The organism is Ruegeria sp. O11, assembly GCF_056535285.1.
The window spans coordinates 194,883-212,832 of sequence record NZ_JBQERS010000005.1; the positions used below are offsets into that span (position 1 = coordinate 194,883).

18 protein-coding genes are annotated in these 17,950 nt (G+C 56.0%); 6 read left to right on the forward strand and 12 right to left on the reverse strand.

Annotation, left to right across the window (positions count from 1 at the left end; genetic code table 11):
• Positions 1–36 precede the first annotated feature (36 nt).
• Positions 37–810, forward strand: a complete 774-nt coding sequence (locus tag ACRZ91_RS12555; protein ID WP_480905793.1) for an aminoglycoside phosphotransferase family protein — start codon at positions 37–39, stop codon at positions 808–810.
• On the opposite strand, the gene ACRZ91_RS12560 is transcribed toward ACRZ91_RS12555, so the two are convergent.
• The 5 genes from ACRZ91_RS12560 to ACRZ91_RS12580 form a co-directional block, all read right to left on the reverse strand.
• The gene (locus tag ACRZ91_RS12560; protein WP_480905796.1) at positions 805–2,106 is read right to left on the reverse strand and encodes an NAD(P)/FAD-dependent oxidoreductase; all 1,302 of its coding nucleotides are present in this window, start codon (positions 2,104–2,106) and stop codon (positions 805–807) included. The genes ACRZ91_RS12555 and ACRZ91_RS12560 overlap by 6 nt on opposite strands.
• Positions 2,103–2,921 carry an ABC transporter permease gene (locus ACRZ91_RS12565; RefSeq protein ID WP_480905799.1) on the reverse strand — a complete coding sequence of 273 codons (819 nt, stop codon included), beginning with the start codon at positions 2,919–2,921 and terminating at the stop codon, positions 2,103–2,105. Before ACRZ91_RS12565 ends, ACRZ91_RS12560 begins: the two co-directional genes overlap by 4 nt.
• Entirely contained in the window at positions 2,918–3,808 is an 891-nt protein-coding gene (locus tag ACRZ91_RS12570) for an ABC transporter permease subunit (RefSeq protein WP_170476360.1), read from the reverse strand. Before ACRZ91_RS12570 ends, ACRZ91_RS12565 begins: the two co-directional genes overlap by 4 nt.
• Positions 3,808–4,935, reverse strand: a complete 1,128-nt coding sequence (locus ACRZ91_RS12575) for an ABC transporter ATP-binding protein (protein WP_170476362.1) — start codon at positions 4,933–4,935, stop codon at positions 3,808–3,810. Before ACRZ91_RS12575 ends, ACRZ91_RS12570 begins: the two co-directional genes overlap by 1 nt.
• A 70-nt stretch (positions 4,936–5,005) precedes the next feature.
• On the reverse strand, positions 5,006–6,091 hold the full coding sequence (locus ACRZ91_RS12580) for a polyamine ABC transporter substrate-binding protein (protein WP_010440724.1): 1,086 nt from the start codon (positions 6,089–6,091) through the stop codon (positions 5,006–5,008).
• Positions 6,092–6,231: 140 nt separating this feature from the next.
• Here ACRZ91_RS12580 and ACRZ91_RS12585 point away from each other — a divergent pair, with 140 nt between their 5' ends.
• Both ACRZ91_RS12585 and ACRZ91_RS12590 read left to right on the forward strand, forming a co-directional pair.
• On the forward strand, positions 6,232–6,915 hold the full coding sequence (locus tag ACRZ91_RS12585) for a GntR family transcriptional regulator (protein ID WP_480905804.1): 684 nt from the start codon (positions 6,232–6,234) through the stop codon (positions 6,913–6,915).
• A gap of 75 nt (positions 6,916–6,990) precedes the next feature.
• Entirely contained in the window at positions 6,991–8,388 is a 1,398-nt protein-coding gene (locus tag ACRZ91_RS12590; protein ID WP_480905807.1) for an aspartate aminotransferase family protein, read from the forward strand.
• A 39-nt stretch (positions 8,389–8,427) separates the two neighbouring features.
• Here ACRZ91_RS12590 and ACRZ91_RS12595 read toward each other — a convergent pair whose 3' ends face one another.
• Positions 8,428–9,744, reverse strand: a complete 1,317-nt coding sequence (locus ACRZ91_RS12595) for a lytic murein transglycosylase (protein WP_480905810.1) — start codon at positions 9,742–9,744, stop codon at positions 8,428–8,430.
• Between the two features lie 70 nt (positions 9,745–9,814).
• Positions 9,815–10,522, reverse strand: coding sequence for a helix-turn-helix transcriptional regulator (locus ACRZ91_RS12600; protein ID WP_260023311.1), 708 nt, complete (start codon positions 10,520–10,522; stop codon positions 9,815–9,817).
• An 82-nt stretch (positions 10,523–10,604) separates the two neighbouring features.
• Between ACRZ91_RS12600 and ACRZ91_RS12605 the strand changes: the two genes are divergently transcribed.
• Entirely contained in the window at positions 10,605–11,303 is a 699-nt protein-coding gene (locus tag ACRZ91_RS12605; RefSeq protein ID WP_480905813.1) for a glutathione S-transferase family protein, read from the forward strand.
• Complete coding sequence (locus ACRZ91_RS12610; RefSeq protein ID WP_480905816.1) at positions 11,300–11,686, forward strand: DUF1801 domain-containing protein; 387 nt, start codon at positions 11,300–11,302, stop codon at positions 11,684–11,686. The genes ACRZ91_RS12605 and ACRZ91_RS12610 overlap by 4 nt, the downstream gene beginning before the upstream one ends.
• Here ACRZ91_RS12610 and rnr read toward each other — a convergent pair.
• From rnr to dapE, 3 genes are read right to left on the reverse strand one after another with little or no spacing between them, the layout of a single operon-like run.
• Positions 11,677–13,935 carry a ribonuclease R gene (gene rnr / locus ACRZ91_RS12615; protein WP_480905819.1) on the reverse strand — a complete coding sequence of 753 codons (2,259 nt, stop codon included), beginning with the start codon at positions 13,933–13,935 and terminating at the stop codon, positions 11,677–11,679. The two genes, ACRZ91_RS12610 and rnr, sit on opposite strands and share 10 nt — an antisense overlap.
• 57 nt (positions 13,936–13,992) lie before the next feature.
• Positions 13,993–14,568 carry a TIGR04282 family arsenosugar biosynthesis glycosyltransferase gene (locus ACRZ91_RS12620; RefSeq protein ID WP_480905822.1) on the reverse strand — a complete coding sequence of 192 codons (576 nt, stop codon included), beginning with the start codon at positions 14,566–14,568 and terminating at the stop codon, positions 13,993–13,995.
• A 3-nt stretch (positions 14,569–14,571) separates the two neighbouring features.
• Positions 14,572–15,711 carry a succinyl-diaminopimelate desuccinylase gene (dapE, locus tag ACRZ91_RS12625; RefSeq protein ID WP_170476379.1) on the reverse strand — a complete coding sequence of 380 codons (1,140 nt, stop codon included), beginning with the start codon at positions 15,709–15,711 and terminating at the stop codon, positions 14,572–14,574.
• A gap of 207 nt (positions 15,712–15,918) precedes the next feature.
• Here dapE and ACRZ91_RS12630 point away from each other — a divergent pair, with 207 nt between their 5' ends.
• On the forward strand, positions 15,919–16,977 hold the full coding sequence (locus ACRZ91_RS12630; protein WP_010440707.1) for a transporter substrate-binding domain-containing protein: 1,059 nt from the start codon (positions 15,919–15,921) through the stop codon (positions 16,975–16,977).
• On the opposite strand, the gene ACRZ91_RS12635 is transcribed toward ACRZ91_RS12630, so the two are convergent.
• Both ACRZ91_RS12635 and ACRZ91_RS12640 read right to left on the reverse strand, forming a co-directional pair.
• Positions 16,974–17,318: a hypothetical protein gene (locus tag ACRZ91_RS12635; RefSeq protein WP_010440705.1), complete on the reverse strand. Its 345-nt coding sequence runs from the start codon at positions 17,316–17,318 to the stop codon at positions 16,974–16,976. The two genes, ACRZ91_RS12630 and ACRZ91_RS12635, sit on opposite strands and share 4 nt — an antisense overlap.
• Positions 17,319–17,355: 37 nt before the next feature.
• Complete coding sequence (locus ACRZ91_RS12640) at positions 17,356–17,949, reverse strand: TetR family transcriptional regulator (RefSeq protein WP_170780883.1); 594 nt, start codon at positions 17,947–17,949, stop codon at positions 17,356–17,358.
• Between the last annotated feature and the right edge of the window lies 1 nt (position 17,950).

The following is a 17,950-nucleotide window of genomic DNA, read 5'->3' on the forward strand; positions in this document are numbered from 1 at the left end:
TCTCAAGGGCTTATAGACGTTCAAGCCCAATTTCAGGTGCTGTACGGTGGGCGTACAAATCAGGTCTGGAAGGTACTGTCGGATCACAGCGACGCGGTCCTCAAGCTATATCGCGCACCGTTTCAGAACCCGCTGTTTCGCAACGACGCTAGACTTGAGGCGAACTGCTTGCGCGCACTCAACAGCACCGGCTTCGTGCCCAATCTTCGGGCAACCGGGTCTTTCGAGAAGGCGAGCTGGGTTTACTACGATCATGCACCAGGCAATCCATGGCGCGAAGGCGTCGAGAACGTCGCTGTTCTGCTAAGGCGACTACACAGTCTTTCGATAAATCTGGACCTTCCCGCTGGCTGCAATGGCAGCGAGGATCTGAGATGCCATGCTGAGCAAATCTTGCGCAGTTGCCAGAACGCTGAGGCGCAGCGGCTGATCGCGTTGAAACCGCGGGGGCATATACCACCCCTTGCCGAGCGATGTCTGATCCATGGTGACCCGGTGGCGGGCAACATTCTGCAATCATCAGCCGGGCTGACACTCATCGACTGGCAATGTCCGGCCTCGGGTGACCCATGCGAAGACTTAGCGATATTTTTATCGCCCGCGATGCAACAGCTTTATCGCGGTGCACCTCTGTCGGAGGCGGAGGTAACGAGCTTTCTAATCGCCTATGATCGGCACCAAGTTACTGCGCGATACTTATCTCTGCGCTCTTGGTATGGCTGGCGAATGGCGGCTTATTGTCTGTGGCGGTTCGAAAACGGATCACCTGAATATGTTCGGGCCTTTGAATTGGAAATCCAAGCCTTATAGGTCTGCAAGCCCAAGCAATGCGTAGGCTGGCGGCATCAAGGCACGACGCCATCTTCCCAATGGAAAACGGGCCGGCGGTTGCTTGATCGGCAAAGGAAGCTCGCTTGGTTGCCCGAGGACCATCCGGGCGAGAGCGCGCCCGCAATATGTCCCCATAGCGACGCCGTTGCCGTGATATGCAAAGCCCGCAAACAACCCGGCTTGATCCGGAACCGGACCCGCAAAGGGCACGAGGGCGCGGGACAGGCAGACCATGCCGGACCAGATATGCGTAACGTCAATCGAGGCCCACGCAGGAAATAAGCGTCTGAAATCCTGCAACGCCTTTTGCCGAATGCGCGTTTCGGCACGGGGTGACGACATCAATCCCCCACGCATTCCGAACAGAAACCGCCTATCGGGCATCAACCGGAAATAATGCAGCAGGTTGCGCGTGTCATATGCGATCTGATCCGAAGTCCAGCCTTGAGCCTGTAATTCGTCTTGGGACAGAACGCGTGTGACAAAAGCCGTCGATTGCGTCGGCATATAGCGCGCAGCCAGCCATCGGGGTAAATCCTCGCTGGAATACCCATTTGTGCAGGTTAGCACGTTCGAAGCCCGAACATGACCGGCGGGGGTATGCAGATCAAAGCCTTGCGCGATTTTGCATATCTTCTGAACCGGGCTGTGTTGGTACAACTTTGCACCCTCAGTCTGCGCTGCTTTGGCCAAACCAAAAAGGTACTTACGAGGGTTCAAACCAAAACCTATAGGCGTTGTGTATCCGCCAAAAAACGCGCCTCCCAACCCTAAATCTGCCAGTTCATGCTGCTCATGCAGCTGGCCTTCTGAGGCGACGCTTTGACGTAGTCGTGCCATCGCTCGCTTGGAATGGGCCAGTTGAGTTTCACCCCGCGAGTGCCTGTCCGCATCGATTTCATGACGCGCCAGAAGATCGGCAACCAACGACACTGCGTCTTTTTCAGCCTGAAAATATGCTGCTGCCTCAATTGCACCGTAACGACGTCTGAGAGTGGCTTCACTGAGCTTCGAACCACCCAGACAGCAGAATCCTCCGTTTCGCCCTGACGCGCCCCAGCCCGGAGCGTTCGCCTCGAACACAGCAACCGATACGCCCTTTTTCGCTAAATGCAGCGCTGCAGAAATGCCCGTGAAACCGCCACCAATAATGGCAACATCGACCTTCAAGTCTCCTTGATGCTTGGGCCAATCAGGTGCCTCAATCGTCTCGTCCCACCAGCATCCTGAACGAGGGGCCGCACTATAGGCGTAATCTGAAAAGATTCGCTTCATTCGGTGCGCGCCGCGGCTTGTTCATCCTGCTTTTGCCGCATCATCGCGCGTTTGGTCACCAATGATGCGGTGATGACACCCAATGTTACCACAGCGATCATAAGCGTCGACAACGCGTTGATTTCTGGACTGACACCCAGACGCACAGCCGAGAAAATCTTGATGGGAAGTGTCGTGGCGGATGGTCCTGAGGTGAAGGACGCAATGACCAGATCATCAAGTGACAAGGTAAACGCCAACAACCAGCCGGAAACCACGGCGGGCGCAATGATCGGCAACGTCACTAGGCGAAAAGCCTGCGCCGGCGAGCACCCCAAATCCAGCGCGGCCTCTTCCAGCGACCTATCAAATGTAACAAGGCGCGAAGAGACGACCACCGAAACGAAGCACATGGAAAATGTCGTATGAGCCAGAACGATGGTCAGGATCCCCCGATCCAACCCGATCCCGATGAACAACAGCAGCAGAGACAGGCCCGTTATCACCTCTGGCATCACCAGAGGGGCGTAGATCATCCCCGAAAATAGCGTTCGTCCAAAAAACCGCCCGCCACGCACCAAAACATATGCCGCTGCCGTGCCAAGGATCGTCGCCAAAGTCGACGAGAACACAGCGACCCGCAGTGTAACCCATGCCGCGTCAAGGAACGCCTCGTTCTGAACGAGCTCTCCGTACCATTTGGTCGAAAACCCGGCCCAGACGGTGACAAGCTTGCTTTCGTTGAAGCTGAAAATGATCAGGATGATCATCGGGATATACAGGAACGAGAACCCCAATGTCAGCGACACCGTGTTGAACCAGCTGAGTCTGCTCATTGTTCAGCCTCCGTCTGCTTTTGCTGGTTGCGCTGGAACAGTACGATCGGAATCACAAGGATCAGTAGCAAAACCACGGCCACCGCACTGGCGACCGGCCAGTCGCGGTTCGAGAAGAACTCTTCCCAAAGAACCTTACCGATCATCAGAGTTCCAGAGCCACCCAGAAGCGACGGGATCACGAACTCACCAATCACCGGGATCATCACAAGAAAACAACCCGCAATGATACCCGGGCGTGACAGAGGGATTGTGATCAACCAGAAAGCCTGCATGCGTGAACACCCAAGGTCTTCGGCGGCCTCGATCAGCGACCCGTCCATACGTTCTAGAGACGAGTAAATCGGCAGAATCATGAAGGGCAGGTAAGTGTAAACGATGCCAATATAGACCGCCGTATTGGTGTTAAGAATGGTCAGCGGGGTTGAGATAATGCCCGTCCACAGCAGCAACTGGTTCAGATAGCCCTCATTGCTGAGGATGCCCATCCACGCGTAGACCCGGATTAGGAATGACGTCCAGAAGGGCAAGATAACCAGCATCATGAATGTGGGCCGCCACTCTTCAGGCGCGCGCGCCATCGCGTAGGCGATCGGGTAGCCGACAATCAGTGTAAGAATAGTTGAAATCAGGGCGATTTTGACGCTGGATAGGTAGGCTTTCCAATAGAGATCATCCTCGGTCAGCCAGACAAAGTTTTCCAGATCAAGTTGGCTGAAGAAATCCTTGATACCCGCCCAACCTTCGGACAGGTCCAGCGTCGGAGTATAGGGCGGAATGGCAAGTGCGGTGTCTGAAAACGATATCTTCAGGACGATAAAAAACGGCACCAGAAACAGCGCCAGAAGCCAGACATAGGGAATGGCGATCAGAACAGCGCGACGCATCAGTTTTCCAACAAGACCGCGGCAGTCGCTGTCCAGGACAGCCAGACCGGGTCTTCCCAAGTAAACGAGCGGCGCGAGATACGACGGGTATTCGCCGTTTGTGCTTTGATGATCGTGCCGTTTGGCAGCTCAACATGATAGGTCGACAGGTTGCCCAGATAAGCGATGTCATGCACCTTGCCCTGGATCGCATTGATCGCATCTGTGGGGCGCTCGGCTGAAATAGCCACTTTCTCAGGACGGATCGCCAGATGGCAGCCCTGCCCATTGGACAACGCGGTCGCGGATGACGCCGTGAGCGGTGGCTGACCCTCGGCCCAATCGATCTGATAGCTTTCATCCCCTTGTGTCGTGGCACGCCCTTCGATGATGTTCACGTCGCCGATAAAATCAGCGACATAGACGGAATTCGGTGTCTCATAGATGCGATCGGGTGTCGCCACTTGCATCAACTTGCCCTGATCCATGACAGCCACTCGGCTGGCAACGGTCATCGCCTCTTCCTGGTCGTGAGTCACGATGACAAAGGTCGTGCCGGTCTTTTCCTGAATGTCCATCAACTCGAATTGGGTATCTTGACGCAGCTTCTTATCCAGCGCCCCCAAGGGTTCGTCGAGTAAAAGCAGTTTTGGCGCTTTGGCCAATGACCGGGCCAGCGCCACGCGTTGGCGTTGACCGCCCGAGATCTGATGCGGCTTACGGCGCGCAAACTGCTCAAGGCGGGTCAGGCGCAACATCTCTTCAACTCGTTCTTCCAGATCGCGCTTGGGCATGTTGTCCCGACGCAGACCAAAAGCGATATTGTCCCAGATGCTCAGATGAGGGAACAGGGCGTAAGACTGAAACATCATGTTCACCGCCCGCTTATTGGGCGGGATCGGATCGATATCCTGACCCCCAAGAAGGATATGGCCATCGGTCGGAGTTTCAAAACCGGCCAGCATCCGCATCATCGTGGTCTTTCCGCAGCCCGACGGCCCAAGCAGAGCAAAGAACTCACGCTCATAGATATCCAGCGAAAGGTTATCGATTGCGGTGAATGCGCCAAATCGTTTGGTGACGTTCTGGAACTGGATCAAGGGTTTCGCCTGCGGGTCGTCCCACGGCGCAAAGACTTCAGTGTTCAAAGTGGCCCCCGGTAATCGGTCAGGATAAATATGGCGCAAGGCAGTTTGTCTGCCTTGCGCATCAATCAGATCAGGTGCCTGATTTCACCTTGGTCCAGAGACGAGTCACCACCCGCTGGGTTTTTGCCGGATAAGGCGTGGTGATATAGAGATTCTGCATCGTCGTATCATCCGGATAGATCGCCGGATCTCCGATTACGTCCTCTTCCAGGAACTCTTGCGAAGCCTTGTTACCGTTGGCGTAGTAAACATAGTTCGACGCGGCAGCCATGTTGTTGGCATCCAGAATAAAGTCCAGAAACTTGTGTGCGCCTTCCGGATTTGGTGCATCAACAGGTATCGCCATCTGGTCAAACCACATCAGCGAGCCTTCCGCGAATGGATGGTATTCGATGACCACACCATTTTCTGCCTCATCGGCACGATCCCGAGCTTGCAGAATGTCCCCTGACCAACCGACGGCCACACAGATATCACCGTTGGCAAGCGCATTGATGTATTCCGAGCTGTGGAACTTCTGCACATATGGACGCACGCCGGTCAGAACCTCTTCGGTCTTCGCAATGACGTCCGTGTCATGGCTATCCGGGTCCTCGCCGATATATTGCAGCACCATCGGAATGATCTCGGCGGGTGCATCCAGGAAATGGACACCGCACGAGGCCAGCTTTTCCATGTTTTCAGGCTTCAGAACCAGATCCATGCTGTTGAGCGCAACATCGTCGCCCAGAACTTCTTTGACCTTGTCAACATTCAAGCCGATGCCGGTGGTTCCCCACATGTAGTTGATCGAATAAGCGTTGTTGGGGTCATACCCTGCGGTGCGCTCCTGAATCACATCCCACAGGTTTCCTGCATTCGATAGTTTGGCTGCGTCGAGTTCCTGGAACGCGCCAGCTTGAATCTGGCGTTGCAAAAACGTCCCCGAAGGCACAACCACATCATAACCTGACCCACCGGCCAGCATTTTGGTTTCCAGAACCTCATTGCTATCAAACACGTCATAGATCAGGGTCAGGCCTGTCTCTTCTTCGAATTTGCTCAGCAACTCCTCGTCAATATAGTCGGACCAGTTATAGACGCGCACTTCTTCGGCAAAAGCGGCCGAAGTCCCCAATGCGACGATCGCTGTCATCCCCAGCGTTTTTAGTTTCATAGTCTTCTCCCTGCGATTATGCGGCTATTTTCACTTTTTTTTGGATTTGATCAAGTTTTGCGTTTTGCAGTAGTTTCACCTATGGTCGGAACAGGTGTAAATTCAGACAAGATAGAAACGCGCGGATTGAGGTAAACCATTTGGATTTGATCAAAAATAAGGCGAGCACACAGCCGGATGATGAAGAAAAACGCCCTGCGCATGAACAGGTCTATCGCACTCTGAAATCGCAGATCCTGTTTGGTGATCTTGTGCCAGGACAGCCGGTAACGATTCAGGGTCTGACTGATTCGTTGGGCGTAGGCATGACCCCGGTGCGCGAGGCGATACGACGCCTAATTTCTGACGGCGCCCTGATCTTTCAAGGCAACCGACGGGTCAGCGTGCCCTTATTATCTGCCAATGATATCGAACAGATGATTTTTGCAAGAATATCAATAGAAACAGAGCTTTCAAGGCGTACCACCAGGAACATTTCGTCGACCGAAATTGACCATCTGGAGAAGCTGGATCAACGGCTCGACCTCATGATTGCAGATGGGGATGTTGGCGGATATCTGCGATTGAACCACGCCTTTCATCAAGACCTGTATTCGCATGCCGATGCCCCGATTCTGGTCGACCTGGCCGAACGTCTGTGGTTGAGGTTCGGCCCTTCACTGCGGATTGTTTGCGGTCGATTCGGCACCCAAAGCCTACCCGATAGACATAAGGATATCATCGTCGCACTGCGCAATAAGGATGCGGAGAAGGCTGCTTTGGCAACGGCACAGGACATTGAGCAAGGTATGGGAATGATGGGTGATGCCCTGCCCGGCACCTAGAATGCAGCGATTCGATTGACAGTATAAAATTTGATCATATTCTGTCCTGCAATCACGCTTGCAGGAGAATCGCCGATGTCCACTATCACCAATCACATGCCCACCGCCGAATTGCAGGCGCTGGATGCGGCGCATCACATTCACCCGTTCTCGGCAAATGGATCGCTGGGTGAGGAAGGCGCACGTGTAATCACCCGCGCCAACGGCGTGTATCTGACCGACAGCGAAGGTGAAGAGATTCTGGATGCCATGGCCGGGCTCTGGTGCGTCAATATCGGCTATGGCCGCGATGAACTGGCCGACGCCGCTGCCCGTCAAATGCGCGAACTGCCGTATTACAACACGTTCTTCAAAACGACTCACATCCCGGCCATCGCACTGGCCGCCAAGCTTGCTGAACTTGCACCCGGAGATCTGAACAACGTGTTCTTCGCCGCTGGCGGGTCCGAGGCGAATGACACCAATATCCGTCTGGTTCGCACCTATTGGGCTGAGAAAGGTCAGCCGGACAAGAATATCATCATCAGCCGCAAGAATGCCTATCACGGTTCTTCGGTCGGATCCGCATCGCTGGGTGGTATGGCCGGAATGCATGCGCAAGGCGGCATCCCGATTCCAAATATTCATCACATTAACCAACCAAACTGGTGGGCCGAAGGTGGTGACCTCGCCCCTGAGGAGTTTGGCCTCGCCCGCGCACGCGAATTGGAAGAGGCCATTCTAGAGCTTGGTGAAAACCGCGTCGCAGCCTTTATCGCCGAGCCAGTGCAGGGTGCGGGTGGTGTTATCGTTGCGCCAGACACTTACTGGCCGGAAATCCAACGTATTTGCGACAAATACGATATCCTGCTGATCGCAGATGAGGTGATTTGCGGGTTTGGTCGGACCGGGAATTGGTTCGGGTCACAAACTGTCGGCATCAGACCACACATCATGACCATCGCCAAAGGACTCAGCTCGGGCTACGCGCCTATCGGTGGGTCTATCGTAAATGATGAAATCGCTGAAGTTATCGGCAACACCGAATTCAACCACGGATATACATATTCCGGCCATCCCGTTGCTGCTGCGGTTGCGCTGGAAAACCTGCGCATTCTGGAAGAAGAAGGAATTGTGGATCATGTCCGCGATGTTGCGGCCCCCTATCTGAAGAAGAAATGGGAGGCACTGGTTGATCACCCATTGGTCGGCGAAGCTAAGATCGTTGGAATGATGGCGTCAATCGCGCTGACACCGGATAAATCCAGCCGCGCCAAATTTGCGTCTGAACCCGGCACGATTGGGTATATCTGTCGCGACCGCTGCTTTGCGAACAACCTGATCATGCGCCATGTGGGCGACCGGATGATCATCTCGCCACCCCTGATCCTGACGCCAGAGGATATCGATGAGATGTTTGTGCGCATTAACAAATCGCTGGACGAAGCATTGGAAGAAATCAACAACAGGGGATTGATGAAATCCGCGTCCTAATAACGATCAAAGGGCGGCCCATTTGGTCCGCCCTTACTTTCAACGCATCCGCTCCAGCAGACTGAGCGACGGGTACCCGTCCGGAACCAGCCCTTGAGCGACCTGGAAAGCTCGGACCGCATTGATCGTATTCGGACCGGTGCGACCATCAATCCCTTGAGTATCAAACCCAGCCTGCGTCAACCGACGCTGCAACTCTTTCTTTTCGGTAAAACTCAGCACGCGATCTCCACGTGGCCATTCGGCTTGAAACGGAGCACCGCCTGCAATTCGGTCAGACAGATGCCCGATCCCGATCACATAAGCATCGGCACCATTGTATGCTTCGATCACCTTGAAATTGTCGAAAATCATCAGAGCAACACCACGGCCGCCCGCTGGTAACAGAATTGCCGCTTTTCCATAGTCGGGCACCACTTGGCCTGTGTGCGCCAGAACTCCTCGGGCCGCCCATTCTGACGGCGTCAGTGTAACGTCTCGTCTTGCATCTGCATAATCAAAGCCGGATGGCAACTTGACCTCTACCCCCCATGGTTGGCCTTTGGTCCATCCATGCTTTGCCAGATAGGCGGCGGCTGACGCCAGAGCATCAGTTGGATCATCCGACCAGATATCGCGCCGCCCATCGCCATCGAAATCTACTGCGTGATCCAGAAATGAGGTCGGCATGAACTGCGTGTGCCCCATCGCTCCGGCCCAACTGCCGACCATATTCACAGCATCCACGTCCCCGGACTGCAGGATCTGAAGGGCCGCGATAAGCTGGGATTCAAAGAAACTCGCCCGCCGTGCATCAAAGGCCAGTGTCGCGAGCGATCTGATAGTTTGATTGCCGCCCCGATAAGTTCCAAACGAGGTTTCGAGTCCCCAAATCGCGGTGACAACCTCTTTTTCAACGCCATATTGCGCCTCAATCCGGGTCAGAGTCTCCCGGTGCCGGTCCAAGCCCGCGCGTCCATTCGAAATCCGCGTTTTTGAAACTGCCGAATCCAAATACTCCCAGATCGGTTTTGAGAACTCGGCCTGATTGCGATCTCGTTTGATGGTGTCGCTGTCATAGGTCATCCCGGCCAACGCTCGGTCCAGCGTTCGGGCCGAGATTCCTTGAGCGCGGGCCCGCTCGCGAAACGCTTCAAGCCAAGCCTGGAATCGCGCGTTCCCTTCGGCTGATACGCGATAGTGCTCGACCTCAGGACGCAATACTGGTCTTACCGAAACCATGACGTCTGCCGAAGCCAGTTGAATATTGTCGACCAATGGTCGGGCCAGAGGCCGTATTGATTTGTCTGTTGTATCCGCCTGCACGATGGATGCCCATAATGCGGCGGTCATGACGCCACCTACGCACTTACGCATTCCGATTTTTCCTGATTACTGCTCAGGTGCAATGATAGCGCACAATCGGTATTTCTCAAAATGTAGAAAATTAGCTTTCCTGTTCCTGTGCCTCGCGTTCAGCACGAATACGGGCAATCGCCTCTCGCAGTAACGACACGCGCTTGGGGCGGAAACTTTCGTCGGACACGCCCATGTCTTGCATACGGTCCAGCCGGAAAACGCGAAAGTCCTCGCGCAAGTGACACCAGCTGAGCAGAACGCTGGCGCGATCCATGTAGACGATACTCAGTGGATTGACCCGACGCCGGGTTCCCGCGCCCTTGGCATCGGTATAGGCAAACTCAACCGCGCGTTCGTCCCATGCTGCTTGGCGCAAGACTGCAACATCAATTGTTGGCACCGCTGGCCTGTCAAACCGCGTGGCAGTCAGAACAGCATGACTTAGTCGGTGGGATTGGCGCTGCGGCAACCGGCCCTGCAGCTTTCGCAAGGCCTCGCTTGCCGCATCAGACAGCGCCGGATCGCCAATCAACTGCACCTCTCGTAGACCTAATACCAACGCTTCAAGCTCGTCATTGGTAAAACCCAGTGGTGGCAAAGTTGCATCTTCGACCAGGGTAAACCCAAATCCGGCCTCGCCGTCTATTACGGCCCCCAGAGCACGCAAAGCATCGATATCCCGATGTATTGTACGCGGTGAAACACCCAAATCCTGTGCCAACTGCACCGACGTTCTGGGTGATGGGCCAGAACGCAGGGCTTGCATCAACTGAAACAGGCGAGCGGTACGAGACATACTGCACACTAACCTAAACCTAATGTCAGAAACTGTCATTAGTCAGGCGTATCCCTCGGACATCCTAATTATGGAGCTGATGATGCTGACCCTTCTTACTTTCCCCTCTGCGTTCGGCCTGTTCAGTGCCAGCCCGTTCTGTGTGAAAACCGCCCTGATGCTTCAACGGGCAGGACAGCGCTGGCAGCGGTCCGACCTTTTGGACCCCCGCAAGATGCCGCATCAGAAACTACCGGTTCTGCGCACACCCGAGCGCCTGATCCCCGACAGCGACTTGATCCGCGAGTGGCTCGAGTCTCAGGGTGCAGATTTCGATGCCGGTTTGAATGGCCTGCAAAAAGCCCAATCCCGTACCCTAATCCGCATGGCCGAGGAACATCTTTACTTCCATGTCGTCCAGGATCGCTGGGCCAATGATGAGGTCTGGCCAATCCTGCGCGATACGTTCTTCACAGTCATTCCAGCACTGATCCGCAAGCCGGTCTCGAACTCGATCCGTAAATCCGTTGTCAAAGGGTTGGCCTTTCAGGGTGTTTCCCGATTCTCACCCGTAGAACGACAGGACCGGCTAGAGCGCGACCTTGAAGCTATCTCAACCTACCTTTGGCAATCGCCTTATCTGATGGGTGAGGAACCGACCTCGGCGGATATGAGTGTCGGCCCGATGCTGGCGGCGATGCGCGCCACACCGTCCGACACCCCCCTGACCCGCCGGATTAAACAGGATAAACTGCTCAACAGCTATATCGATCGAATGGAACAGGCGATCCCACTGTCATGACACCCTTTGAGGATGCAAAAGTCGCCGCAGCTTACGAGGCGCTGCCAGAAGACACTCGCGCAGGAGCACTTATGCTGCGCGAGTTGATTTTCGAAACTGCGACCTCGCTACCGCGGGCTCAGCCACTGGAAGAAGCATTGCGGTGGGGCCAGCCCGCCTATTTGGCACCCAAGGGATCAACGATCCGACTGGGAGGACACAAAGCCGCTCGGTTTGCGTTGTTCGTGCACTGCCAGAGCAGACTGATGAGGGATTTCACTTCCGCTTTTCCCGGTGAGGATCAGATCGATGGCAATCGCGCCATTCTGTTCAATACGACTGATCAGATTGATCCAACGCGCCATGGCTGGCTCATTGCGCGCGCGCTAACCTATCACCTCTGACGGCGCTTACGTTCAACCTTTCGCTTGATTTTGTCCTTCTTGCGCTTGGTGCTGACCGCCTTGCGCCGCGACCCGCGTTTGGTTGGACCGCGTCCTCGTGGCAGGGCTTGATCATCGATAGAGAGCAGTTCCAATTCCAATCCGCCGGTTACAGGCGTTGCCTCGGTCAGCCGCACGGTGACTCGCTGACCAATGGCAATAATCAGGCCGGTATCCGAACCCATCAGCGTCCCGGCTTCACGGTCAAAATGAAAGAACTCACGCCCTAGCGAGCGCACGGGCACCAGACCGTCCGCTCCGGTCTCGTCCATCTTCACGAAGGCCCCGAAACGCGCGATGCCGCTGATACGGCCGGTGAACTCATTGCCGACCCGCTCGCTGAGATAGGCCGCCAGATAGCGATCAGTCGTATCGCGCTCGGCCATCATGGATCGGCGCTCGGTATCCGAGATATGGGTGGCCGTTTCCTCCAGCCGCGCGATTTCCTCCTCGGTCAATCCGTCCTTGCCCCAGCCATGGGCCGTGATCAGCGCGCGGTGCACGATCAGGTCCGCATAGCGGCGGATGGGTGAGGTGAAATGTGCATAGTTCCGCAAAGCCAGTCCAAAATGTCCAAAGTTTTCAGGGTTGTAATAGGCCTGTGCCATCGACCGTAAAGTGGTTAGGTTGATCAGCTCGGCATCTTCGGTACCCGCGGCAGCATTCAGCAGCGCGTTCAGGTGGCGGGTCTGCAACACTTGCCCTTTGGCCAGATTCAAACCTGCTGCTTGCGCCGTCTCTCTCAGGCTTTCCAGCTTCTCAGGTGCGGGCTCTTCGTGGACGCGGAACAACAGCGGGCGGCGTTTGGAGATCAGGGTCTCAGCGGCGGCGACATTGGCGAGGATCATGAACTCCTCAATCAACTTATGCGCATCCAGCCGGTCACGGAACGCGACGCTGGTCACCTCGCCTGCGTCGCTCAGAACGATCTTACGTTCAGGCAAGTCCAGTTCCAACGGCTGGCGCTCCGCCCGCGCTTTTTTCAATGCGGCATAGGCGGCATAGAGCGGATTCAGAACGGTCTCCAGCAACGGCCCGGTGCGGTCGTTCGGATTGCCATCGATCGCTTCTTGCACCTCGGTATAGTTCAGCGAGGCGGCAGAGCGCATCAGGCCGCGCACGAACCGGTGGCCGATCTTATTACCCTCGGTATCAATCTGCATCCGAACCGCGATACAAGCGCGCGGCACACCATCGTGCAGGGAACACAGATCGCCGGATAGGCGATCCGGCAGCATCGGCACCACGCGGTCCGGGAAATAGCTGGAGTTGCCCCGCTTGCGCGCCTCGCGATCCAGCGCCGTACCGGGTGTCACATAGGCGGCCACATCGGCGATGGCGACCCAAATCACATGGCCACCTTTATTCTTCGGGTCATCGTCTGCGTGCGCATAACAGGCGTCGTCATGGTCCCGTGCATCCGCAGGATCGATCGTCAGCAAGGGCATATCCCGCAGGTCTTCGCGCCCTTTCAGGCCAACAGGTTTGGCCTTGTCGGCCTCTTCAATCACCTTGTCCGGGAAATCGTCAGGAATGCCATGTTGGTGGATGGCGATCAATGAGACAGCCTTGGGCGCGGTCGGATCGCCAAGCCGTTCAACAATGCGCGCCCGTGGCAGGCCCATGCGGTTCTTGGGTCCGGCCTGCTCGGCCTCGACCAACTCCCCGTCCTTGGCGCCCAGAACTGCCCCGCCCGCGACCAGCCATTCAGTGGAACCAGCCTTGTCGATAGGTACGATCCGGCCACCCTCGGCCCCTTTGCGGAAGATGCCGACAACCTTGCGTGGGTTGGTGCCGATACGGCGGATCAGACGTGCCTCGTAATTGTGGTCTTCCTCGTGCACGACGGTCAGCCGGGCCAGAATGCGGTCACCCTCGCCCAATGCCGGATCGCTGGCGCGGGTGATGAGCAGAATAATGGGCTCGACCCCCTCACCGTGCCATTCCAACGGCCGCGCAAACAGATCGCCATCCACGTTCGGAGCCTTGACCTGCAACACGCTGACCGGCGGCAGGCGGTCAGGATCACGATAGCTGCGCTTGCGCTTTTCCAGATGCCCTTCGGCCTCAAGTTCCTTCAGGATGCGCTTCAGGTCGATCCGATCTGCGCCCTTGATGCCAAAGGCCTTGGCGATATCACGTTTCGAGGTCAGGGTAGGGTTCGCCGAGATCCAATCGAGGACCTCTTGCTTGGTCGGAATGCGTGTCATGAGTTTGGCCTAGCACGGGCATGCGACCGCGTCATGACCAAAAAGCGGCCTGTCGGGTCAGCCGTGCAGATCCGCCACGGTATCCACATCGCGCAGGTGATCCAGCAACGTCACCCGACGTCCATTTACCGAAGCCAGCGTGTCGGCCAAAGCGTTTTCAGTCGACCAGCGCACGTTGTTGAACATCCCTGACGGCAACGCGCTATAACGCTGCGCACCGACCAACCAATAGCCCCCGTCAGGGGCTGGCCCGAACACGATTTCAGCCCGGCCCAATGCGCCGAAGGCCCGCGCGATGTGTACGCGTGTAATCCCCGGAATATCTGCACCGATCAAACATACTGGCCCATCGGGGGCACCGCGCAGCATCCGCCCCATACGATCACCGAGATTTCCGCGCCCTTGCGGCTTACGCGGCAGATCGACTGGCCAGACACGGCTGTTCATCCCCTCCCGATCCGGAGTAACCGCCAGAACAATCTGCCAGCGCGGATCGCGCAGGCGTCGGACAAGTGACCGCGTTTGATGTCGAAACCACCAAGCCGCACCGACCATGCCAATATCGCGTCCCAGACGGGTTTTCACCCGCCCCGGACGTGGCTCTTTCACCATGATGACCAAAGTCTTTTGCATCAATCAGGCGAAATAATCCGATAGAATGCGCGCGTATATTGCCTTGAGTTGATGAATTTGTGCCACCTCAACGCACTCATCAACCTGATGCATCGTGCGCCCGACCAGCCCGAATTCGACCACTGGGCAATGTTTTTTGATGAACCGGGCATCCGAAGTGCCGCCAGTGGTTGAAAGCTCGGGGCAGATATTGGTTTCTGCCTCAACGGCGCGCGCTACCAGATCCGAGAGCGGACCTGGAGGAGTCAGAAAGCTCTCACCTGAGATTTTGATCTTGGTTTCGATTTCAACTCCAAACGCCTTGGCAACTGATTCAGCCTCGGATTTCAACCAGTCGCTCAGACCGGCGCCCGAGTGCAGGTCATTGAACCGGATGTTCACTGTTCCAGAGCATTGCGCAGGGATGACGTTCGTCGCTGGATTGCCCGTATCGATCGTCACCACGGCCAATGTTGAGGCATCAAAGTGGTCGGTCCCCTGATCCAGCTCGCGACTGGCCAGCCGATCCATCAACCGCGCCATTGCTGGCAATGGGTTTTTCGCCCGGTGCGGATAAGCAGAATGCCCCTGCACCCCGGTCGCGGTAAACCAAGCTGACATCGAGCCGCGCCGACCGATCTTCATCATTTCACCCATCTTATTCGGACAGGTTGGTTCCCCTACTAGACAGACCGACATCCGCTCATCCGTCGCATCCATGTGATCCAGCAGAGCGACGGTGCCATCCAGTGCGTCACCCTCCTCATCCCCTGTAATTGTCAGGATCAGGGCGCCATCTGGAGGCGTATTGCGCACAAAATCAATGGCTGCTGCGGCAAAGGCCGCCACACCCGATTTCATGTCCGTTGCACCACGACCATACATTACTCCATCACGAATTTCTGCTCCGAACGGGGGCGCGGTCCAAGCTGCCTCATCTCCCAACGGAACAACATCTGTGTGGCCGTTGAAGCCAAAGCTGCGAGCGTGCCCTTTCTTCCCCCAACGCGCAAATAGGTTGCTGACACCTCCGCGATCCACACGGGTGCATTCAAAACCTGCATCCGCAAGTTCACGTTGCAGTAAAACCAGCGCGCCGCCCTCTTCGGGTGTGACCGAAGGGCAACGGATCAGATTTGCGGTCAGCTCAACTGGATCGGTCATAACGGGCCTCTTGTTCTGATGGATGCCGGCGTTCGTGCACAGATTCAACGAATTGCCCGGCTTGCCAACCCCGAATAGTCAGATTTCCAAACCAAAATCCAAAGACTTCGATTTTAGCACCCCAATAAAACATGAGCCTTGACCCTGCGGCTGCCTTGCCGCGCTGCCCCGAACTAGGTTAGAGGGCCGCGAAACAGGTGATTCCAAATGAAGCGCGTCTTCTTCGCATTGATCTGCCTGACTTTCGCGACTCTCGCGCAGCAAAGCCAGGCTCAGACCCTCACGGTTACAACTGTGACCCGCCCTCCGTTCTCGTTTGTCGAGGACGGGGTCCAGACCGGTTTCTCGATGGACCTGCTGGCGGCATTATCTGAGTCGCTGGGCTGGGAGTATTCGATCAACCGTGTCGAGAGCTTTGGCGAAATGCTGGGGGCTGTTCAGGATGGTTCAGCCGATCTGGCCATCGCAAATATTTCGATCACCGCCATGCGTGAAACCCGCATGGATTTTACGCAGCCCATCTTTGAAGCCGGGCTACAGATCATGGTTCCGTCCGAGGCAGCGCGCCAACCGTCTTTACTGCACGCCCTGCTGTCGCGCGAGCTGTTCATCGCCATTGGTCTGGCCTTTGCCATTCTTCTGGGCGGCGGCATGCTGATGTGGAGTTTCGAGAAACGCGCGCAGCCCTATTTTGACCGGAAACTGAATGAGGCTTGGTTCCCTTCCTTCTGGTGGGCGCTCAACCTCGTGGTTAATGGCGGATTTGAAGAGCGGATGCCCCGCACTCCGTTCGGGCGCATTCTGGGGGTTGTGCTGGTGGTTTCCTCGCTGTTCATCGTATCGGTGTTTACGGCCCGGATCACATCGGTGATGACTGTAGATGCTATCACCGGCAGCGTGAATTCGGTTAATGACCTCTATGGCAAGCAAGTCGGAACCATCTCTGATTCAACAGCAGCCAACTTTCTGAACCGCCGCGAGATCGAGTTCACGGGCTATGCCGACCTTCAGGACATGCTGGCTGCGTTCAAAGACAAGGATCTGGATGCAGTCGTATTCGATGCGCCCATTCTGTCCTATTACGCCAGTCATGAGGGTCGAAGAACGGCAAGTATGACCGGCGGGATTTTCCTACGCGAAAATTATGGCATCGCCTTCCCAACCGGTTCGCCTTTGGTTGAAGACGTCAACCAGGCGCTTCTCTCTCTTCGCGAAGACGGTACCTATGATGAAATCTACCGCAAATGGTTCGGAGCGCGAAACTAAGCCGGGCTCTCGTCTCCAAAGAATGGCGTCATCTGCGCAACTATGACGGCGTTTTCGTCCAGCGCCCGCTGCATCAATGCCCGCTCATCCGGATCGATATCGTGCCCCTGCGCTTCACGCTCGGCAAGCGTGCCGTAGCCGGTGACATCCAGAGGAGCGGTATCGGCCTGTTTTAGAATCGCCACCGTTTCACGCACGGCTTCTGCCTCATCCACACCGCTGGCAAAACACATCAGCGCGGCTCCGGTTGCGTCTTTTGGCAAACCATCTCCATCCTTCCGGCCAATCTGAACCAGAAGAGTATAGACTTGCTGACGCGAAGGTTTCTTTTGCTTCTGCATAAGGCCCGCAATACGCCGACCCAGAGTGTGGGTCAACTCAGGTCCGACCGCTCTGGCAGGCCGCTTCCAGCAAAACCAATGCGGCTGCGCGCTGCCTGTCGCGCCACCCTTCCTTTGGAACCAAGGGCATTACCGCATCTGTATTGAAGTAAATCGCTGTGATCCCTGCAGCCGCGACATCCACAAGATTCGGATCAGCGCTTGTATTCTCAGCGCGGATCTCAGCAGCGATAAGGTCTTCAAACTCGTATACGAAGCGCAACAGTGGTTGGCGAATTTCTTTGTGCCGCTCCGAGGCCGCAACCAAAGCCGCAAAAACGGCGGCGCTTTCAGAAGAATAATCAACGCGTCCAAACAACGCTTCGATCAAAGCATCAATGCGCCCTGTTGCTGGCAACATATCGAAGAAGGTTTTTGTCCGCGTAGCAAAATCACTCAGAACATGGTCCAGCAGGCGCTGGATCATTTCTTCGCGATTGCCAAGGTAGTGACGAAGCAGAGGCCGCGCGATCCCCGCTTCTTCGGAGATACGGGCGAGTGTTGAGCCATCCAATCCATACCGCGCGACACATCTGGTAAATGCGCTCAGTATTTCCTGCGTACGAACGTTTTTCAAACTGGTTCTGGGCATG